Annotated in this window: 13 protein-coding genes; 8 read left to right on the forward strand and 5 right to left on the reverse strand. The window is 61.0% G+C overall.

What is annotated here, in order from left to right; genetic code table 11:
- Positions 1 to 392: 392 nt before the first annotated feature.
- Positions 393 to 3,260, forward strand: coding sequence for an RNA polymerase-associated protein RapA (rapA, locus tag NOM67_RS13220; RefSeq protein ID WP_255937744.1), 2,868 nt, complete (start codon positions 393 to 395; stop codon positions 3,258 to 3,260).
- Between the two features lie 40 nt (positions 3,261 to 3,300).
- Positions 3,301 to 3,957 carry a bifunctional tRNA pseudouridine(32) synthase/23S rRNA pseudouridine(746) synthase RluA gene (gene rluA / locus NOM67_RS13225; RefSeq protein ID WP_019446233.1) on the forward strand — a complete coding sequence of 219 codons (657 nt, stop codon included), beginning with the start codon at positions 3,301 to 3,303 and terminating at the stop codon, positions 3,955 to 3,957.
- A gap of 64 nt (positions 3,958 to 4,021) precedes the next feature.
- On the opposite strand, the gene NOM67_RS13230 is transcribed toward rluA, so the two are convergent.
- The 5 genes from NOM67_RS13230 to treR form a co-directional block, all read right to left on the reverse strand.
- Positions 4,022 to 4,210, reverse strand: a complete 189-nt coding sequence (locus NOM67_RS13230; RefSeq protein ID WP_019446232.1) for a hypothetical protein — start codon at positions 4,208 to 4,210, stop codon at positions 4,022 to 4,024.
- A 246-nt stretch (positions 4,211 to 4,456) separates the two neighbouring features.
- Positions 4,457 to 5,050 carry a sugar O-acetyltransferase gene (locus tag NOM67_RS13235; protein WP_255937753.1) on the reverse strand — a complete coding sequence of 198 codons (594 nt, stop codon included), beginning with the start codon at positions 5,048 to 5,050 and terminating at the stop codon, positions 4,457 to 4,459.
- Positions 5,051 to 5,053: 3 nt separating this feature from the next.
- The gene (treC, locus tag NOM67_RS13240; RefSeq protein ID WP_255937755.1) at positions 5,054 to 6,715 is read right to left on the reverse strand and encodes an alpha,alpha-phosphotrehalase; all 1,662 of its coding nucleotides are present in this window, start codon (positions 6,713 to 6,715) and stop codon (positions 5,054 to 5,056) included.
- A 67-nt stretch (positions 6,716 to 6,782) separates the two neighbouring features.
- Positions 6,783 to 8,213, reverse strand: a complete 1,431-nt coding sequence (treB, locus tag NOM67_RS13245) for a PTS trehalose transporter subunit IIBC (RefSeq protein WP_104016537.1) — start codon at positions 8,211 to 8,213, stop codon at positions 6,783 to 6,785.
- A gap of 192 nt (positions 8,214 to 8,405) precedes the next feature.
- Positions 8,406 to 9,353: a trehalose operon repressor TreR gene (treR, locus tag NOM67_RS13250; RefSeq protein WP_255937759.1), complete on the reverse strand. Its 948-nt coding sequence runs from the start codon at positions 9,351 to 9,353 to the stop codon at positions 8,406 to 8,408.
- Positions 9,354 to 9,490: 137 nt separating this feature from the next.
- Between treR and NOM67_RS13255 the strand changes: the two genes are divergently transcribed.
- The 6 genes from NOM67_RS13255 (at position 9,491) to pbpG (ending at position 15,143) form a co-directional block, all read left to right on the forward strand.
- Positions 9,491 to 10,441, forward strand: a complete 951-nt coding sequence (locus tag NOM67_RS13255) for an AEC family transporter (RefSeq protein ID WP_255937761.1) — start codon at positions 9,491 to 9,493, stop codon at positions 10,439 to 10,441.
- Positions 10,442 to 10,615: 174 nt separating this feature from the next.
- A complete protein-coding gene (locus tag NOM67_RS13260) occupies positions 10,616 to 10,810 on the forward strand; it encodes a heavy-metal-associated domain-containing protein (RefSeq protein ID WP_071914838.1) in 195 nt (64 codons plus the stop codon).
- A 130-nt stretch (positions 10,811 to 10,940) separates the two neighbouring features.
- The gene (ansB, locus tag NOM67_RS13265; protein ID WP_041210891.1) at positions 10,941 to 11,999 is read left to right on the forward strand and encodes an L-asparaginase 2; all 1,059 of its coding nucleotides are present in this window, start codon (positions 10,941 to 10,943) and stop codon (positions 11,997 to 11,999) included.
- A 180-nt stretch (positions 12,000 to 12,179) separates the two neighbouring features.
- Positions 12,180 to 13,472, forward strand: coding sequence for a hemolysin family protein (locus tag NOM67_RS13270; RefSeq protein ID WP_033115934.1), 1,293 nt, complete (start codon positions 12,180 to 12,182; stop codon positions 13,470 to 13,472).
- Positions 13,473 to 13,490: 18 nt separating this feature from the next.
- A complete protein-coding gene (locus tag NOM67_RS13275; RefSeq protein WP_041210893.1) occupies positions 13,491 to 14,156 on the forward strand; it encodes a DedA family protein in 666 nt (221 codons plus the stop codon).
- A 159-nt stretch (positions 14,157 to 14,315) separates the two neighbouring features.
- Positions 14,316 to 15,143 carry a D-alanyl-D-alanine endopeptidase gene (gene pbpG / locus NOM67_RS13280; RefSeq protein WP_033115932.1) on the forward strand — a complete coding sequence of 276 codons (828 nt, stop codon included), beginning with the start codon at positions 14,316 to 14,318 and terminating at the stop codon, positions 15,141 to 15,143.
- Positions 15,144 to 15,530: the final 387 nt, after the last annotated feature.

Here is a 15,530-nt window from a genome sequence, read left to right on the forward strand (position 1 = left end):
TGCTGCGGGAGTGGAATTCTACTCAACCGCCTTCTCGAGTCAAGCCTTATTTGCAAAGGCTTTTCGAGGTTATCGACCTGGTTGTTTGCGTTGCCGCTTACCGTGTCGATGGAGGCGCATTATAGGGATCCTGATCACGTTGGCAAGGGTGTTTTTGCATTAAATTCGTATTTTCAGCGTGACCGCTTACTTATTGTTCGAAACGATGATTTATTCCACGAAACACCCCACCACAGTCGCCTCCGGCTATCTTCTTTAGTGCCTTCTCTGCGACAAATCAGGGCCATCATGATTTGATCTCATCCCTCTATATCCTTGGTGATCGAGGTCACTCCTTCGGGTAACATAGCGCCCCTTTGCGATTCACACACTCTTGGGCTTTGGAGAGTTTAATGCCTTTTGCACTTGGCCAGCGTTGGATTAGTGATACAGAGACGGATCTTGGTTTGGGGACTGTCGTTGCTGTTGAAGGACGCATGGTTACCCTGTTGTTCCCGGCTACCGGTGAAAACCGCATGTATGCCAAAGAAGAGGCGCCGGTGACCCGGGTCAGCTTCAATGTGGGCGATCAGATTGCCAGTCACGAAGACTGGACCATGACGGTCGACGAAGTGCAGGAGAAAGATGGCCTGCTTATATATGTAGGTGTTCGCACCGACAATGATGAGCCGGTTGTCCTCAAGGAAGTGTTTCTCAACAACTTTATCAAGTTCAACAAGCCGCAGGATCGCCTGTTCGCCGGTCAGATCGATCGGATGTCCCGCTTTACCCTGCGCTACGAGGCGCTGGTCAACCAGCACAAGCGTCGTCGCAATCCGACCCGCGGTCTGGCCGGTGGCCGGGTCAGCCTGATCCCGCACCAGCTCTATATTGCCCACGAGGTGGGTCACCGCTACGCCCCGCGCGTACTGCTGGCCGATGAGGTTGGTCTGGGCAAGACCATCGAAGCGGGCATGATCATTCATCAGCAGCTGCTCTCCGGCCGCGCCCATCGGGTGCTGATCCTGCTGCCCGAAACGCTCCAGCATCAGTGGCTGGTCGAGATGCTGCGCCGTTTCAACCTGCACTTCTCCCTGTTTGACGAGGAGCGCTGTATCGAGGCATTCGCCGATGCGGAGAACCCCTTCGAGACCGAGCAGCTGGTGATCTGCAGCCTCGACTTCCTGCGCAAGAAGCGTCGTCGCTTCGAGCAGGTGCTGGAAGCCGAGTGGGATCTGCTGGTTGTCGATGAAGCACACCATCTGGAGTGGAGCGAAGAGGCGCCGAGCCGTGCCTATGAAATGGTGGAAGCGCTGGCCGAACAGGTACCGGGCGTGCTGCTGCTGACCGCCACCCCGGATCAGCTGGGTCACCAGAGCCACTTCGCCCGTCTGCGCCTGCTCGACCCCGAGCGTTTCTACGACTACGACGCCTTCCTCGCCGAGGAGCAGGCCTATGGTCAGGTCGCCAGCGCCGCGCAAGAGCTGCTGGATGGCGAGACCCTGAGCGAAAACGCCAAAGCCATCCTGGCCGATCAACTGACCGGTCTGGATCTCGGCGATGCCGCCGCCCGTCAACAGGCGGTCGCCAAGCTGCTGGATCAGCACGGCACCGGTCGCGTCCTGTTCCGCAACAGCCGCGCCAATATCCAAGGCTTCCCCGAGCGGCATCTCAACGTCTACCCCATGCCGCTGCCGGAGCAGTACAAGACTGCCATCAAGGTGATGGGCATGATGGGTGGCAATGGTGGCGATCTGCAGACCCGCGCCCTGCGCTACCTCTACCCCGAGAAAATCTTCCAGCAGTTTGAAGGTGACAGCGCCAGCTGGACCCAGTTCGACCCTCGCGTTGACTGGCTGCTGGAGCTGCTGATCTCTGCCCGTCAGCAGAAGGTGCTGGTGATCTGCTCCGAAGCGGCCACCGCCATCGCGTTGGAAGAGGCCGTGCGCACCCGCGAGGGGATCCGCGCCGCCGTCTTCCACGAGGGGATGTCCATCCTCGAGCGGGACAAGGCCTCCGCCTATTTCGCCCAGCAGGAGGGTGGCGCCCAGGTGCTGCTCTGCTCCGAGATCGGCTCCGAAGGTCGCAACTTCCAGTTTGCCAGCCATCTGGTGCTGTTCGATCTGCCCCTCAACCCGGATCTGCTGGAGCAGCGGATCGGTCGTCTCGATCGCATCGGCCAGCAGAACACCGTCGAAATCCACGTCCCCTATCTGGAGGGCACCTCCCAGCGCGCCCTGCAGCTCTGGTATCACGATGGCCTCGATGCGTTCGAGCAGACCTGCCCGACCGCCCGCCCGGTATTTGAAGCGGTGCGTGACGAGCTGTTCGAGCTGCTGGCTGCCAATACCGGTGATCAGGCGACACTCGAAGCACTGCTGACCCGTACCCGCGAGTTGCACGAGCCGCTCAAGGCCAAGCTGGAACAGGGCCGCGATCGTCTGCTGGAGATCCACTCCAGCGGTGGCGAAGCTGCCAAACAGCTGGTCGAGAAGCTGGCTGCCGAAGATGACGACACCGGCATGATCTCCTTCGCCCTCAAGATGTTCGACGAGATCGGCGTCAATCAGGATGATCGCGGCGAGAACGCGCTGGTGCTGATGCCGGGCGATCACATGCTGGTGCCCAGCTTCCCGGGGCTGCCGCAAGACGGCATGACCATCACCTTCGATCGCACCACCGCCCTGTCGCGGGACGATATGTCGTTCCTCTCCTGGGATCACCCCATGATGCGCGGCGGTATCGACCTGATCCTCGGCTCCGAGATCGGTGCCACCTCGGTGGCTCTGCTCAAGAACAAGGCGCTGCCGGTCGGTTCCATCCTGCTGGAGCTGATCTTCGTCGCCGAGTCTGCGGCTCATCCCCAGCTCTACCGCTTCATGCCGCCGACACCGATCCGCCTGCTGATGGACAAGAACGGCAACAACCTCGGCGAGAAGGTGGCGTTCGATGCGTTCAACCGCCAGCTGACGCCGGTCAACCGCCACCTTGGCAGCAAGCTGGTGACTGCGTCCCAGCCGGTGATCCACGGTCTGATTGGCCAGGGTCAGGCGATTGCCGAAGAGCTGAAGGCCGGGATTGTCGACAAGGCACGCGCCCAGATGGCGCAGACCCTGCAGCAGGATCTCGATCGTCTGGAGGCGCTCAAGGCGGTCAACCCGAACGTGCGCGACAGCGAGCTGGAATATCTGCGCAATCTGCAGGCAGAATTGCACCACCTGATCGACCAGACCCAGCTCAAGCTGGATGCCATCCGCTTTATTGTGGTGACCCATAACTGATGGGGGCTTGCCCCCGCTTTGACCAAAGATGCGAGACGCTATGTTTGTATACTCACCGCCCCTGGAACCCTGGCTCGATATCCTGTTCAAGGACAAGGACATCATGGTGGTCAACAAGCCCACTGGCCTGCTGAGCGTCCCCGGGCGCGGCCCCGAGAACGAAGACAGCGTGCTGCATCGGGTCAAGCAGCAACACCCCAAGGCGGCAGCCGCCCATCGCCTCGATATGGCGACCACCGGCGTGCTGGTTATCCCGCTCAACCCCAACTCCCACCGGGAGCTGAGCCGGCAATTCCGCGAGCGGGAGACCGAGAAGCACTACCTCGCCTGGGTGTGGGGTGAACCGGAGCTGGATGCGGGCGAAGTGGATCTGCCGCTCTGCGTCGACTGGCCCAACCGCCCGAAACAGAAAGTTGACCATGAGGAGGGGCGCCATGCCCTGACCCTGTGGCAGAAGCTGAAGGTGGAGAATGGCAACAGCCTGATCAAGCTGACCCCGATTACCGGTCGCTCCCATCAGCTGCGGGTTCATATGCTGGAGCTGGGTCACCCCATCCTCGGCGATAACCTCTACGCCAACCCGGATGCGCTGGCGGCGGCACCGCACCTTTATCTGCATGCGGCCAGCCTGACCATCAGCCACCCCCGCAGCGGCGAGCGGATGACCTTCGAGGCGCCAGCCCCTTTCCCGGTCTGAGCCCGCTAGGTAACAGCCCAATAAAAAGAAAGCCCCCATCGAGAGATGGGGGCTTTTTTATCGCTCAGACGCGGATATCGATATTGCTTCCGAGGGAAGCGCTGGCCGATGTCGGCGCAGCCGGAGCGGATTGCGCTGCGGTTTGCAGCAATTTCAGTGCGGATTCGCCCTCTTGGGTCTGCTGTTTTTTGGCCAGACTGGCCGCCATCAACGCAGAACCGAACGACGCATTTGCAGAGCTGGATATGTCCATAGGTTACCTCCTGCATCAAAGAGTATCGGCCGCCCTCAGCCAGACATGAGCAATCAATGGACAATAATCCGAACCGGGGCCCGTTTTCATGTCGATCGGGCGAACGCTACGGAAGGGATAAATCGCCCCGAAACCGCGCCAGCTAGGCGTTTTGAGGGGTTATCAGCCATTCGATAAGCAAATGATGGAAGCCATATCATTTGAAAAATAAATGATAAAAAGCGCCACCAAGCCCCTCGAAAATGCCTATTCGAGGCCCGCAAGCTCCTCCGCCGTCATCGCCCGCAATACCCGACAAGGGTTGCCGGCCGCCACCACATTGGCGGGCACATCTTTGGTCACCACCGAGCCGGCACCGATGACGCTGTTGTCACCGATGGTGACGCCGGGGCAGATGACGACGCTGCCACCAATCCAGACGTTGTGGCCGATCCGCACCGACTTGCCGAACTCGACACCCCTGATGCGCGGCGCCACCGCCACCGGGTGAGCGGCGGTGTAGATCTGCACCCCGGGCGCCAGCAGCACGTTGTCGCCGATGTGCACCTCGCAGACATCGAGGATGGTGCAATTGACGTTGGCGTAGAAGTTCTCGCCGACGAAGATGTTGGCGCCATAGTCGCAGAAGAACGGCGGATTGATGGCACACTCCTGGCCGCGGCTACCGAGCAGCTCGTGCAGCAAAGCATCCCGCGCCGGTTTCTCCTGCCAGCTGGTGTTGAAGGTGTGATAGAGCCTGCGGCAGCGCTCGCGCGCCGCTTTCAGCTCGGGATCGCCCGCATCATAAGGCTCCCCCGCCACCATCTTCTGCCACTCGGCACCACGCACCACCTTCTCCATTACCTACTCCATCAGCCAGATCAGGGATTCATAAGGGCGCAGCATACCCGATTGCGGCTGGGCCGGGCTATCCGGGTAGTTGCCGAGCAGCAGCCGACCTTGCCCGCTTTGCAGCTCGGCAGGCAAGGCAAACTCAACCGGCTCGCCGTAGAAGTTGCTCACCACCAGCAGGGTCTGACCGTTGGCGCGGCGGGCATAGGCCCAGATCTGCGGGTGCCCGGTCAGCAGCTCCTGATAATCCCCCTGCGTGAAGATGGGGTGCGCCTTGCGCAGGGCGATGAGATCCCGATAGTGCCAGAACACCGAGTGCTGGTCGGCCAGTGCCGCCTCGGCGTTGATCTCGGAATAGTTGGCGGCAGGCGTGAGCCAGGGTGTCCCGTTGGTGAAACCGGCGTTGGGGGCGGCACTCCACTGCATCGGGGTGCGCGAGTTGTCGCGGGACTTGGCGCCGAGAATGGCGAGGATCTCGGCCTCGCTCATCCCTTCGGCCTGCTTGATGGCGAAGATGTTGCGGCTCTCCACATCCTGATAGTCATCGATGCGCTGATAGCCGGGGTTGGTCATGCCGATCTCCTCCCCCTGATAGATGTAGGGGGTGCCTTGCAGGCCGTGCAGCGTGCTGGCCAGCATCTTGGCGGCCACTACCCTATGCTCGCCCTCATCGCCGAAACGGGAGACGATGCGCGGCTGATCGTGGTTGCACCAGAACAGCGCCGACCACCCCTTGCCGTGCATGCCGCTCTGCCAGTGGTTGAAGATGCGCTTGAGTTCGAGGAAATCGAACGGCGCCTTGGTCCACTTGTCGCCGTTGGGGTAATCCACCTTCAGATGGTGGAAATTGAACACCATGGAGAGCTCGGAGCCATCGAGGGCGCCATAGCGCTGGCAGTGCTCCAGCGAAGTAGAGGACATCTCCCCCACCGTCATGGCCCCCACCGGGGCAAAGACATCGCGGCTCACGTCCTGCAAAAATTCGTGGATGCGCGGCCCGTCGGTGTAGAAACGGCGGCCATCGCCAATCTCGTCGTTCGGAAACGCCTGATCCTTGGAGATAAGGTTGATGACGTCGAGGCGGAAACCATCCACCCCCTTTTTGGCCCAGAAGTGGATTATGTTTTTCACCTCGGCGCGCACCGCCGGATTTTCCCAGTTGAGATCCGCCTGCTCGCGGGCAAACAGGTGCAGGTAGTACTGACCGGTAATCTCATCTAGCTCCCAGGCGCTGCCACCAAACTTGGATTGCCAGTTGTTGGGCACGCCGCCATCCACCGGATCGCGCCAGATGTAGTAGTCGCGGTAGGGGCTGTTTTTATCCCCCAGCGCCGACTTGAACCAGGCGTGCTCGGTGGAGGTGTGGTTGACCACGATATCCATCACGATGCGGATGTCGCGCTCATGGGCGGCGGCCAGCAGCGCCTCGAAGTCGGCCATGGTGCCGTAGGCGGGGTCGATGGCGTAGTAGTCGGCGATGTCGTAGCCGTTGTCCACCTGCGGCGAGACGTAAACCGGGGTCAGCCAGAGGGCATCGACCCCCAGCGTTTTGAGGTAATCGAGGCGGGCCATGATCCCCTTGAGATCACCGGTGCCACGGGCGCCGGAATCCTGAAAGCTCTTGGGATAGATCTGGTAAATCACGGCGCTCTGCCACCAGGGTGTTTGGCTCATGGCTCTTTCTCTTGTCACAAATTGAAATGGGAGAGGGCGACCCGCAAGGTCGCCCTGACAATCAGATTCAGGCGCTGGCTTCGGCCAGCTTGCCGGCCGCTTGCTGGCGCTTGTAGACCAGCAGGGTCAGCACCACCGGCACCACGATCGCGACCAGCATGGCGAGGGAGTAAACCGCCCAGTATTGCGGCTGGATGGAGAGGATGCCCGGCAGGCCGCCGACCCCGATGCCGTTGGCCATCACTCCGGCGAAGCCACAGATGAGAGCCGCAAGGCTGGAGCCCACCATGGCGCACAGCATGGGGAACTTGTACTTGAGGTTGATACCGTACATCGCCGGCTCGGTCACCCCGAGGTAGGCGGAGATGGCGGCAGGTACCGAGATCTCCCGTTCGTTCTCCTTGCGGCTAATCAGAATGATGCCGACGACCGCAGAAGCCTGCGCGATATTGGAGAGGGCGATCAGCGGCCAAATCGGGGTGCCACCCATGCTCTGCATCAGCTGCAGATCCACCGCGTTGGTGGTGTGGTGGATGCCGGTGATGACCAGCGGCGCGTAGAGGAAACCGAACAGGGCGGCACCGATAGGGGCGAAGGAGCCGGTCATGGCGGCCTTGGCAGCGAAGCCGACACCGTCACCCAGCCAGCGACCGAACGGGCCGATAAAGGCGTGGGCCACGATCACCGCCAGCAGCAGCGAGACAAACGGCACAATCACCAGATAGAGATAAGCCGGAATGATCCGCTTGAGGTTGGTCTCTACCCAGGCGAGGAACACACCCGCCAGCAGCGCCGGAATGACCTGCGCCTGATAACCCACCTTCTGGATCACGAACAGACCGAAGTCCCACACCTCGGGAGTCTGCTGGCCGATGCCGTAGGCGTTCATCAACTGCGGCGACACCAGCGTGATACCGAGCACGATACCGAGGATCTCGGAGCCACCCATCTTCTTCACTGCAGACCAGCAGACGCCGACCGGCAGGAAGTGGAAGATCGCCTCGCCCAGCAGCCAGAGGAAGGCGTGCACCTGAGCCCAGAACTGGCTGATCTCGGTGAGGGTGTGAGTGCCATCGTCGAACATCTTGATGTCGCCGATGACGTTGCGAAAGCCCAGGATCAGACCGCCGGTGATGATGGCGGGCAGCAGCGGCACAAAGATCTCCGCCAGATGGGAAATGCCCCGCTCCAACGGATTCATGTTCTGGCGCGCCGCCTGCTTGGCGGCCTCCTTGCTGCCGCCGCTGACGCCGAGCTGCTCGGTCAGCGCCTTGTACCACTGCTCTACCTCGTTACCGATCACCACCTGGAACTGACCGCCCTGGGTGAAGCTTCCCTTCACCGCCGGGATGGTTTCGATGGCCTTGCTGTCGGCCTTGGCCGGATCGTTCAGGACGAAGCGCAACCGGGTCAGACAGTGGCTGACGGTGGCGATGTTCTCCTTGCCGCCGATCTTGTCGATCAGGGTGGCAAGCTGCTGTGCGTTGATCTTGGACATGGGTCTTCCCTCTGTGACGCCATTGAATAGTGGTCTGCATCGCCCTTGCGAGCCACTCTTTGGGCTCGAGCGTTTTTGGTATCGTTCCCATTTAGCATGCCGACAATCTCGCCAGATCAAAATGGGAACGTTCCCAAATCGTGGCCAGCGTCACAAAAAGCGCGTTTTTTGTTCAGTCCGGAGTGATGGGGGTCACAGGGTACGGCAGGGGGCTATGGTCGCCAGCGGCGGCTGCTCCTGCTCGATCTGGCCGAGCAGCTGACGTGCCGCCAGCTCCCCCGCCCCCTTGTAACCGAGATCCAGAGTGAGGGCGTTGGGAAAGAGGAAGGTGAGCATGGGGTTGTTGCCAAGGCCGGTCACCAGCACCTCGCTACGCCCTTGTTCTTGCAGGTATTTTGCCGCACCGATGGCGAGGGTGTCGCTGGCGCAGACCAGCGCGCCGGTGGTCGGGGTGAGCAGCTCGGCAGCCAACCGGTAGCCGCTCTGCAGGCTGAGATCGCCGAGGGCGCTGCGCGCCGCCAACCCCTGCTCGGCGCAGTAACCGAGGTAGGCGTCGAGCCGGCGCTGGCCGGTGGTGAGGTCAGCGGTATCCACCCCCAGATAGGCGATATCGCGGATACCGCGGGCAGCGAGCTGGCCCAGCATGGTGCGCACCGCCCCGACATCGTCAAAGCAGACCGAGGAGAAACCGGGATATTCGCGGGCAACCAGCACCAGCTTATCCCTGAGCGGCGCCATGGCGGCATAGTCCAAATCGTTGAAGGCGAACAGGATGATGCCATCCACTCCGCGCCGCTCCAGCACCGCCAGATGCTCCTGCACCTTGGCGGGAGAGAATTTGCTCTCCATCAGCACGGCGTCGTAGCCGCGCTGGTAGAGGGTCTCCAGCATGCCGCGCACCGCCTGATTCTCCGAGCTGGAGTCGAGCCGCGAGACGATGATCCCCACCACCTGCTGGCTCTGGCTGCGCATGGCCCGCGCCGACTTGCTCGGCACGAAGCCGTGCTCGGCGATGATCTGCTCCACCCGCTCGCGGGTCTCCTGCTTCACCTTGGGATCCTGATTGAGCACCCGGGAAACAGTCGACTTGCCGACCCCCGAGAGGCGGGCGATATCGAGGATGGTCAGTTTCTTGTCCATGGATTGACTCACTGGGGTTTGGCGCAGGCGGTGGAAATTGCCCACATTGTTGTGATTAACCCCTGTGAATACAAGCCCATGGCGTTAGAATGCCCATTTTGCCCCGCTTCGGACGGCGCATCAGGAGGACGCCTACCATGGATCTGCTGACCAGTCTGCTCTTCTCCCTCTCCATCACAGGCCCCATCTGCGTGATCCTGCTGCTCGGCATCTGGCTCAAACGGCTGGGGCTGCTGCCGGAGCCCTTCACCGAATCCGCCTCCCGGCTGGTGTTTCAGGTCACCCTGCCCGCCCTGCTCTTTCTCAGTATTCTGGGCACCAACTTCGCCACCATGCCGAGCCCCTGGTTTATCGGTTACGGCCTGCTCGCCACCGTCGCCAGCTATCTGGTGCTGGAGCTGCTGGCGGGCCGCTTTATCGGCGAGCAGCGACTGCGCGGCATCTTCGTGCAGGGGAGTTTTCGCGGCAACAGCGCCATCATAGGGCTCGCCTACGTGCAAAACGCCTATGGCCACGAGGGGCTGGGGGCTGCAGCGCTCTACGTCGGCGCGGTCACCGTGCTCTACAACATCCTCGCGGTCATCACCCTCACCCGCAGCCTCGGCGGGGCGACCGGCATTCGCCCCATCCTGCTCGGCATCATCAAGAATCCGCTCATCATCGCCATCGTGGCGGCTCTGCCGTTCAGCCTGCTCGGCATCAAGATGCCGCAGCTGCTGCTCACCACCGGCGGCTACTTCGCCAACATGACGTTGCCGCTGGCGTTGCTCTGCACCGGCGCCTCCCTCAGTCTCGACGCCCTGCGCGGCGGGGCGGCGCTGACCGGCTGGGCCAGCGTGATGCGGCTCTGCCTCATTCCAGCGGTGTTCACTCTGGGCGCAGCCCTGCTCGGCTTCAGCCATCTGGAGCTCGGCATCCTGTTTCTTATCAGCGCTACCCCGACTGCCGCCGCCAGCTATGTGATGACCCGCGCCATGGGGGGCGACAGCGTGCTGGCAGCAAACATCATCGCCACCACCACCCTGGGTTCGCTGGTCACTACCAGCCTTGGGGCAACCCTGATGAATTACCTCGGTCTGATGTACTGACCCTGTCAGAGGAAACTGCCAACCTCATCGCCACTATGAACCTTGGCTCGCATGTCACCCATCCACCGACTGGGAGCAACCCTGATGAACTATCTGGGTCTTATGTACTGACGGCTTGACCTTGCCGGAGGCGACAGCTTTACCCTTGTGCCATATCAACCGAGGAGAGCATTTATGACCATCGAACTCACCGTCTCCGGCATGTCCTGTGGTGGCTGCGCCGCCAGCCTGCAAAAAGCCCTGCTGGCCCAGCCTGCAGTTACCACCGCGACCGTCGACTTTACCAGCAGCAAGGCCGTCATCGAGAGCGAGCTGAGCAAGGCCGAGCTGATCGCCCTGATCGAAGCCAAGGGTTTCTCTGCGAGTTAAATTATCTCTATAGAGGTATAAAACAGGTTAAAAATCTGTACTCACCTGTCTTTTGGTGAGTTTTATCACAGATATTGGTGGTTATCTGGGCAAACTGGCTGCGATTATTCCAACCATAAGGATTTGCAGCATGACCCTACCGATCCGCAAGACCCTGCTCGCCGCCGTCGTCGGCCTGACCCTCTCCCCCATGGCCATGGCGCTGCCCAACGTGCACATTCTGGCGACCGGCGGCACCATCGCCGGGGCTGGCCAGTCCGCTACCCAGTCCAACTACGAGGCTGGCAAGGTGGCCATCGAGACGCTGATCGCCGCCGTGCCCGAGATGAAAAACGTAGCCGACGTGCAGGGTGAGCAGGTGGTGAAGATCGGCTCCCAGGACATGAACGACGAGGTGTGGCTCAAGCTGGCCAAGCGGGTCAACGAGCTGCTGGCCAAGGATGATGTGGACGGCATCGTCATCACCCACGGCACCGACACCATGGAAGAGACCGCCTACTTCCTCAACCTGACCGTCAAGAGCGACAAGCCGGTAGTGCTGGTCGGCGCCATGCGCCCCTCCACCGCCATGAGCGCCGACGGCCCGATGAACCTCTACAACGCCGTGGTGACCGCCTCTGACCCCGCCTCCAAGGGACGTGGCGTCATGGTAGCCATGAACGACACCGTGCTCGATGCCCGCGACGTCACCAAGACCAACACCACCGGCGTGCAGACCTTTGCTTCCCCCAACTTCGGCCCGCTCGGCTACATCCACAACGGCAAGATCGACTATCAGCGCAGTCCGGCTCGCCTGCACACCAGCAAGACTCCGTTTGACGTGAGCAAGCTCGACAAGCTGCCGCAGGTTGGCATCGTCTACAGCTACGCCAACGCCACCGATCTGCCGGCCAAGGCGATGGTGGATGCCAAGTTCGACGGCATCGTCAGCGCCGGGGTGGGTAACGGCAACCTCTACCACACCCTGTTCGATACTCTGGCCAAAGCGAGCAAGGACGGCATCCGGGTTGTGCGTTCCGCCCGCGTACCGACCGGCTCCACCACTCTGGATGCCGAGATCGATGACGCCAAGTACGGCTTCGTCGCCGCCGAGACCCTCAACCCGCAGAAGGCGCGGGTGCTACTGATGCTCTCCCTGACCCAGACCAAGGATCCCAAGCAGATCCAGCGCTACTTCCAGCAGTTCTGACAGGGGACTCTGCAATCATGCCAAGGGCGGGATCTCCCGCCCTTTTCTCATCCCCGCGCGTCACGCCCGGCCCCTGCGAGATCAAATTAGCGAGCAGGATCACCCGCTTTCACAAGCACATCGCCGCCAAATTCATTACACTGCCAGCGATATTTTCTACTCAAGGAGTGCAGCTGCAGTATGGAACTGTTGATCCTGTTGGGATTGATCTTGCTTAACGGCCTCTTCGCCATGTCGGAAATCGCCATCGTCACCGCCCGCAAGGCGCGCCTTGGCAAGCTGGCCAATGAAGGAAGCCGCTCGGCGGCCATCGCACTCAAACTCGGCGAAAACCCGACTCATTTCCTCTCCGCCGTGCAGATCGGCATCACCTCCATCGGCCTGCTCAACGGTATCTATGGCGAATCCCTGCTGGCCCAGCCCTTCTCCCTCTGGCTGCAGGAGTGGGGACTCTCCCCCAAGAGCAGCGGACTTATCGCCACCGTCATCGTGGTGGTGGGAGTAACCTACCTCTCCATCGTGGTCGGTGAACTGGTGCCCAAGCGGCTTGGCCAGCTCAGCGCCGAGCGCATCGCCTGTATGGTGGCGCGCCCCATGCTGTGGCTTGCCATCATGACCCGCCCCTTCGTCTGGCTGCTCTCGGCATCCACCAACACCACCTTGCGTCTGCTGCGGGTCAACCAGAATGGCAACGCCAACGTCACCGAGGAGGAGATCCATGCCATGCTGGTAGAGGGGTCGGAAGCCGGGGTGATCGAGGATCACGAACACACCATGCTGCGCAACGTGTTTCGTTTAGACGAGCGCAGCCTCTCCTCCCTGATGGTGCCGCGCAGCGATATCCGCTATCTGGATCTGGCGCTGCCGCTGGAGGCCAACCTGCAACGGCTGGTGGAGTATCGTCACAGCTTCTTCCCGGTCTGCGACGGCAGCCTGTCGGATCTGGTAGGGGTCATCAACGTCAGCAAGGTGCTGCACGCCTACATCAAGGGGGAGCCCATCGATCTGGCGGCCCTGACCCAGGATTGCAGCCTGCTGCCCGAGACCCTCAACGGGGTCGAGCTGCTCAACCACTTCCGCACCCACAGCGAACAGATGGTGATGGTGGTGGACGAGTATGGCGAGCTGCAGGGGCTGGTCACCCAGCAGGATCTGCTGGAGGCGCTGGCCGGGGATTTCCAGCAGGAGGATGGCGAGGACAACTGGGCATTCCAGCGCGCTGACGGCAGCTGGCTGCTCGATGGCCTGATCCCGCTGCCCGAGTTGAAGGACTGTCTGGAGCTGGTTCGCCTGCCGGAAGAAGAAAAACATCACTATCACACCCTCGGAGGGCTTATCATGCTGCTCCTTGGTCGTGTTCCACACACCGGCGATCTGGTGACCCTGGAACAGTGGCAACTGGAAATTGTTGACATGGATGGTCTGCGCATCGACAAGGTGCTCGCCATGCCCTTGACCGATCAACCCAGCTAACCTGCGGAGTTTGCAAGTATGGAGCGGTTTTACCAACTGGCTCACGCCTTTATGCATCAGGATCTGGTGACCCTGTCCGATCCCAAGATGGCCTTCATGGTTTGCGCCGTCTTACTGACCTTTCTGGTATTGGAAAATGGCTTTATCCCCACCGCTTTCCTGCCCGGCGACAGCCTGTTGATCCTGACCGGCGTCCTCATCTATCAGGACGTGCTCTCCTTCGGGGTGATCCCGCTGCTGATCATGGCCACCTTTGTCGGCACCTGGCTCGGCTACATGCAGGGGCGCTTCCTCGGCCATACCCAGCTCTACCACCGGCTGCTCTCCCATGTGGAAGAGAAGCACCAGCAGAAGGTTTACTACCTGCTGGACAAATACGGGATCATCACCCTGATCACCGCCCGCTACATCGCCTTCGTCCGCACCGCCTACCCCTACATAGTCGGCGCCACCGAACTGCCGCAGGGCCGCTTTCTCATCGTCAATCTGATCAGCTCCATCATGTGGATCTGCCCGCTGGTGGGCTTTGGCTACTACCTGAGCCACACCAAACTGGCGGCCGAATATCAGTCCCAGTTCCTCAGCATCATCATCTACCTGCCGGTGGTGCTGCTGGTAGGTGGCGTCATCGCCCTCATCTGGCGCTGGATCAGCAAGCGCAAGTCCACACGGACCCAGAACTGACGCCGGCTGACCATGCCTGCACGAAGAGCCCTCCCATGGAGGGCTTTTTTGATCCCGCTTTTGCGCAAAGCGCAGAAATAGTCTCGATCGCCCCTTGTAAAGCCGGGTCAAAAATGAGTGAATCTAGCGCCTTTTTTCGATGGGAATGGAGTCGGTAGTATGCGGTGTCGGATTCGCGCAGTTGCGCTGGTTGTCGGCTTGATGGGAATGCTGGGATTGCCTGCGGCGAGTGCCGCCCCCAGCCCTGCCAAGCTGGATGTACGCTCGGAAAGCGCACTGGTGGTAGACGTCAACTCGGGCAAGACCCTTTATCAGAAGAATGCCAACAAGGCCCGCCCCATCGCCTCCCTCACCAAACTGATGACGGCGCTGGTGGTACTGGAAGCCCGGCAGAATCTGGATCAGATCATCACGGTCGACAAGGATGACATCGACCGGGTCAAGCACACCCACTCACGCATTCGCATGGGCACCAAGGTGACCCGCCGCGACGCCCTGCATCTGGCGCTGATGTCCTCCGAGAACCGGATGGCCTCGGCCCTTGGCCGCCACTACCCGGGCGGCCGCAGCGCCTTCGTGCGCGCCATGAACAACAAGGCGCGTCAGCTGGGCATGCGCAATACCCACTTCTACGACTCCACCGGCCTCTCGACCCGCAACGTCGCGACCGCGCAGGATCTGGCCAAGCTGGTGGCTGCGGCCTATCGCCAGCCGCTGATCCGCCAGTTCACTCAGGACGAGAACCGCGAGATGCGTTTCAGCACCCCGGCCTACAGCCTGATGTTCAACAACACCAACCCGCTGGTGAAAAACCCGGATTGGGATGTGCGCCTCTCCAAGACCGGCTTTACCGATGAAGCGGGCCGCTGTCTGGTAATGCGGGCCAAGCCGGACAACCGCGAGCTGGCCATCGTGCTGCTCAACTCGGTGGGCAAACGCACCCCGGTCGGCGATGCCAACCGCATTCGCAAATGGCTGAAAAGCTGAGTGAATCACTTCTACTGAAAAAGGATGCTGCGGCATCCTTTTTTATTGCCGCCAAACCGCGCAGAAGCGCGTTAAAGGCATTTGGCGATAGTGAACAGGTATCCACGCATGCAAGATCAGCCACTGCAAACAGCGAGGTTTTGACGCTGTAGGCTAACGAGGAGAAACAGGCAGGAAGAAGTGGGAATACAGGTATTGCGGCAAGCTGGGAAGAGGCCGTTGCAGCACCATTAGCGGGAACAAGCGAGATGGATAGAGGGTGAAAAACGCCCATAAAAAAACAGCCCCGACCTAAGTCGAGGCTGTCTGTATGGTGCGCCCGAGAGGATTCGAACCTCTGACCACCTGGTTCGTAGCCAGGTACTCTATCCAGCTGAGCTACGGGCG

The organism is Aeromonas sp. SG16, assembly GCF_024436135.1.
Classification (GTDB): domain Bacteria; phylum Pseudomonadota; class Gammaproteobacteria; order Enterobacterales; family Aeromonadaceae; genus Aeromonas; species Aeromonas jandaei.

What these genes read in the sequence shown, in the direction of transcription:
- rapA (WP_255937744.1), top strand. Translation starts at nt 393, where the DNA reads ATGCCTTTTGCACTTGGCCAGCGTTGGATTAGTGATACAGAGACGGAT.
- rluA (WP_019446233.1), top strand. Translation starts at nt 3,301, where the DNA reads ATGTTTGTATACTCACCGCCCCTGGAACCCTGGCTCGATATCCTGTTC.
- NOM67_RS13230 (WP_019446232.1), bottom strand. Translation starts at nt 4,210, where the DNA reads ATGGACATATCCAGCTCTGCAAATGCGTCGTTCGGTTCTGCGTTGATG.
- NOM67_RS13235 (WP_255937753.1), bottom strand. Translation starts at nt 5,050, where the DNA reads ATGGAGAAGGTGGTGCGTGGTGCCGAGTGGCAGAAGATGGTGGCGGGG.
- treC (WP_255937755.1), bottom strand. Translation starts at nt 6,715, where the DNA reads ATGAGCCAAACACCCTGGTGGCAGAGCGCCGTGATTTACCAGATCTAT.
- treB (WP_104016537.1), bottom strand. Translation starts at nt 8,213, where the DNA reads ATGTCCAAGATCAACGCACAGCAGCTTGCCACCCTGATCGACAAGATC.
- treR (WP_255937759.1), bottom strand. Translation starts at nt 9,353, where the DNA reads ATGGACAAGAAACTGACCATCCTCGATATCGCCCGCCTCTCGGGGGTC.
- NOM67_RS13255 (WP_255937761.1), top strand. Translation starts at nt 9,491, where the DNA reads ATGGATCTGCTGACCAGTCTGCTCTTCTCCCTCTCCATCACAGGCCCC.
- NOM67_RS13260 (WP_071914838.1), top strand. Translation starts at nt 10,616, where the DNA reads ATGACCATCGAACTCACCGTCTCCGGCATGTCCTGTGGTGGCTGCGCC.
- ansB (WP_041210891.1), top strand. Translation starts at nt 10,941, where the DNA reads ATGACCCTACCGATCCGCAAGACCCTGCTCGCCGCCGTCGTCGGCCTG.
- NOM67_RS13270 (WP_033115934.1), top strand. Translation starts at nt 12,180, where the DNA reads ATGGAACTGTTGATCCTGTTGGGATTGATCTTGCTTAACGGCCTCTTC.
- NOM67_RS13275 (WP_041210893.1), top strand. Translation starts at nt 13,491, where the DNA reads ATGGAGCGGTTTTACCAACTGGCTCACGCCTTTATGCATCAGGATCTG.
- pbpG (WP_033115932.1), top strand. Translation starts at nt 14,316, where the DNA reads ATGCGGTGTCGGATTCGCGCAGTTGCGCTGGTTGTCGGCTTGATGGGA.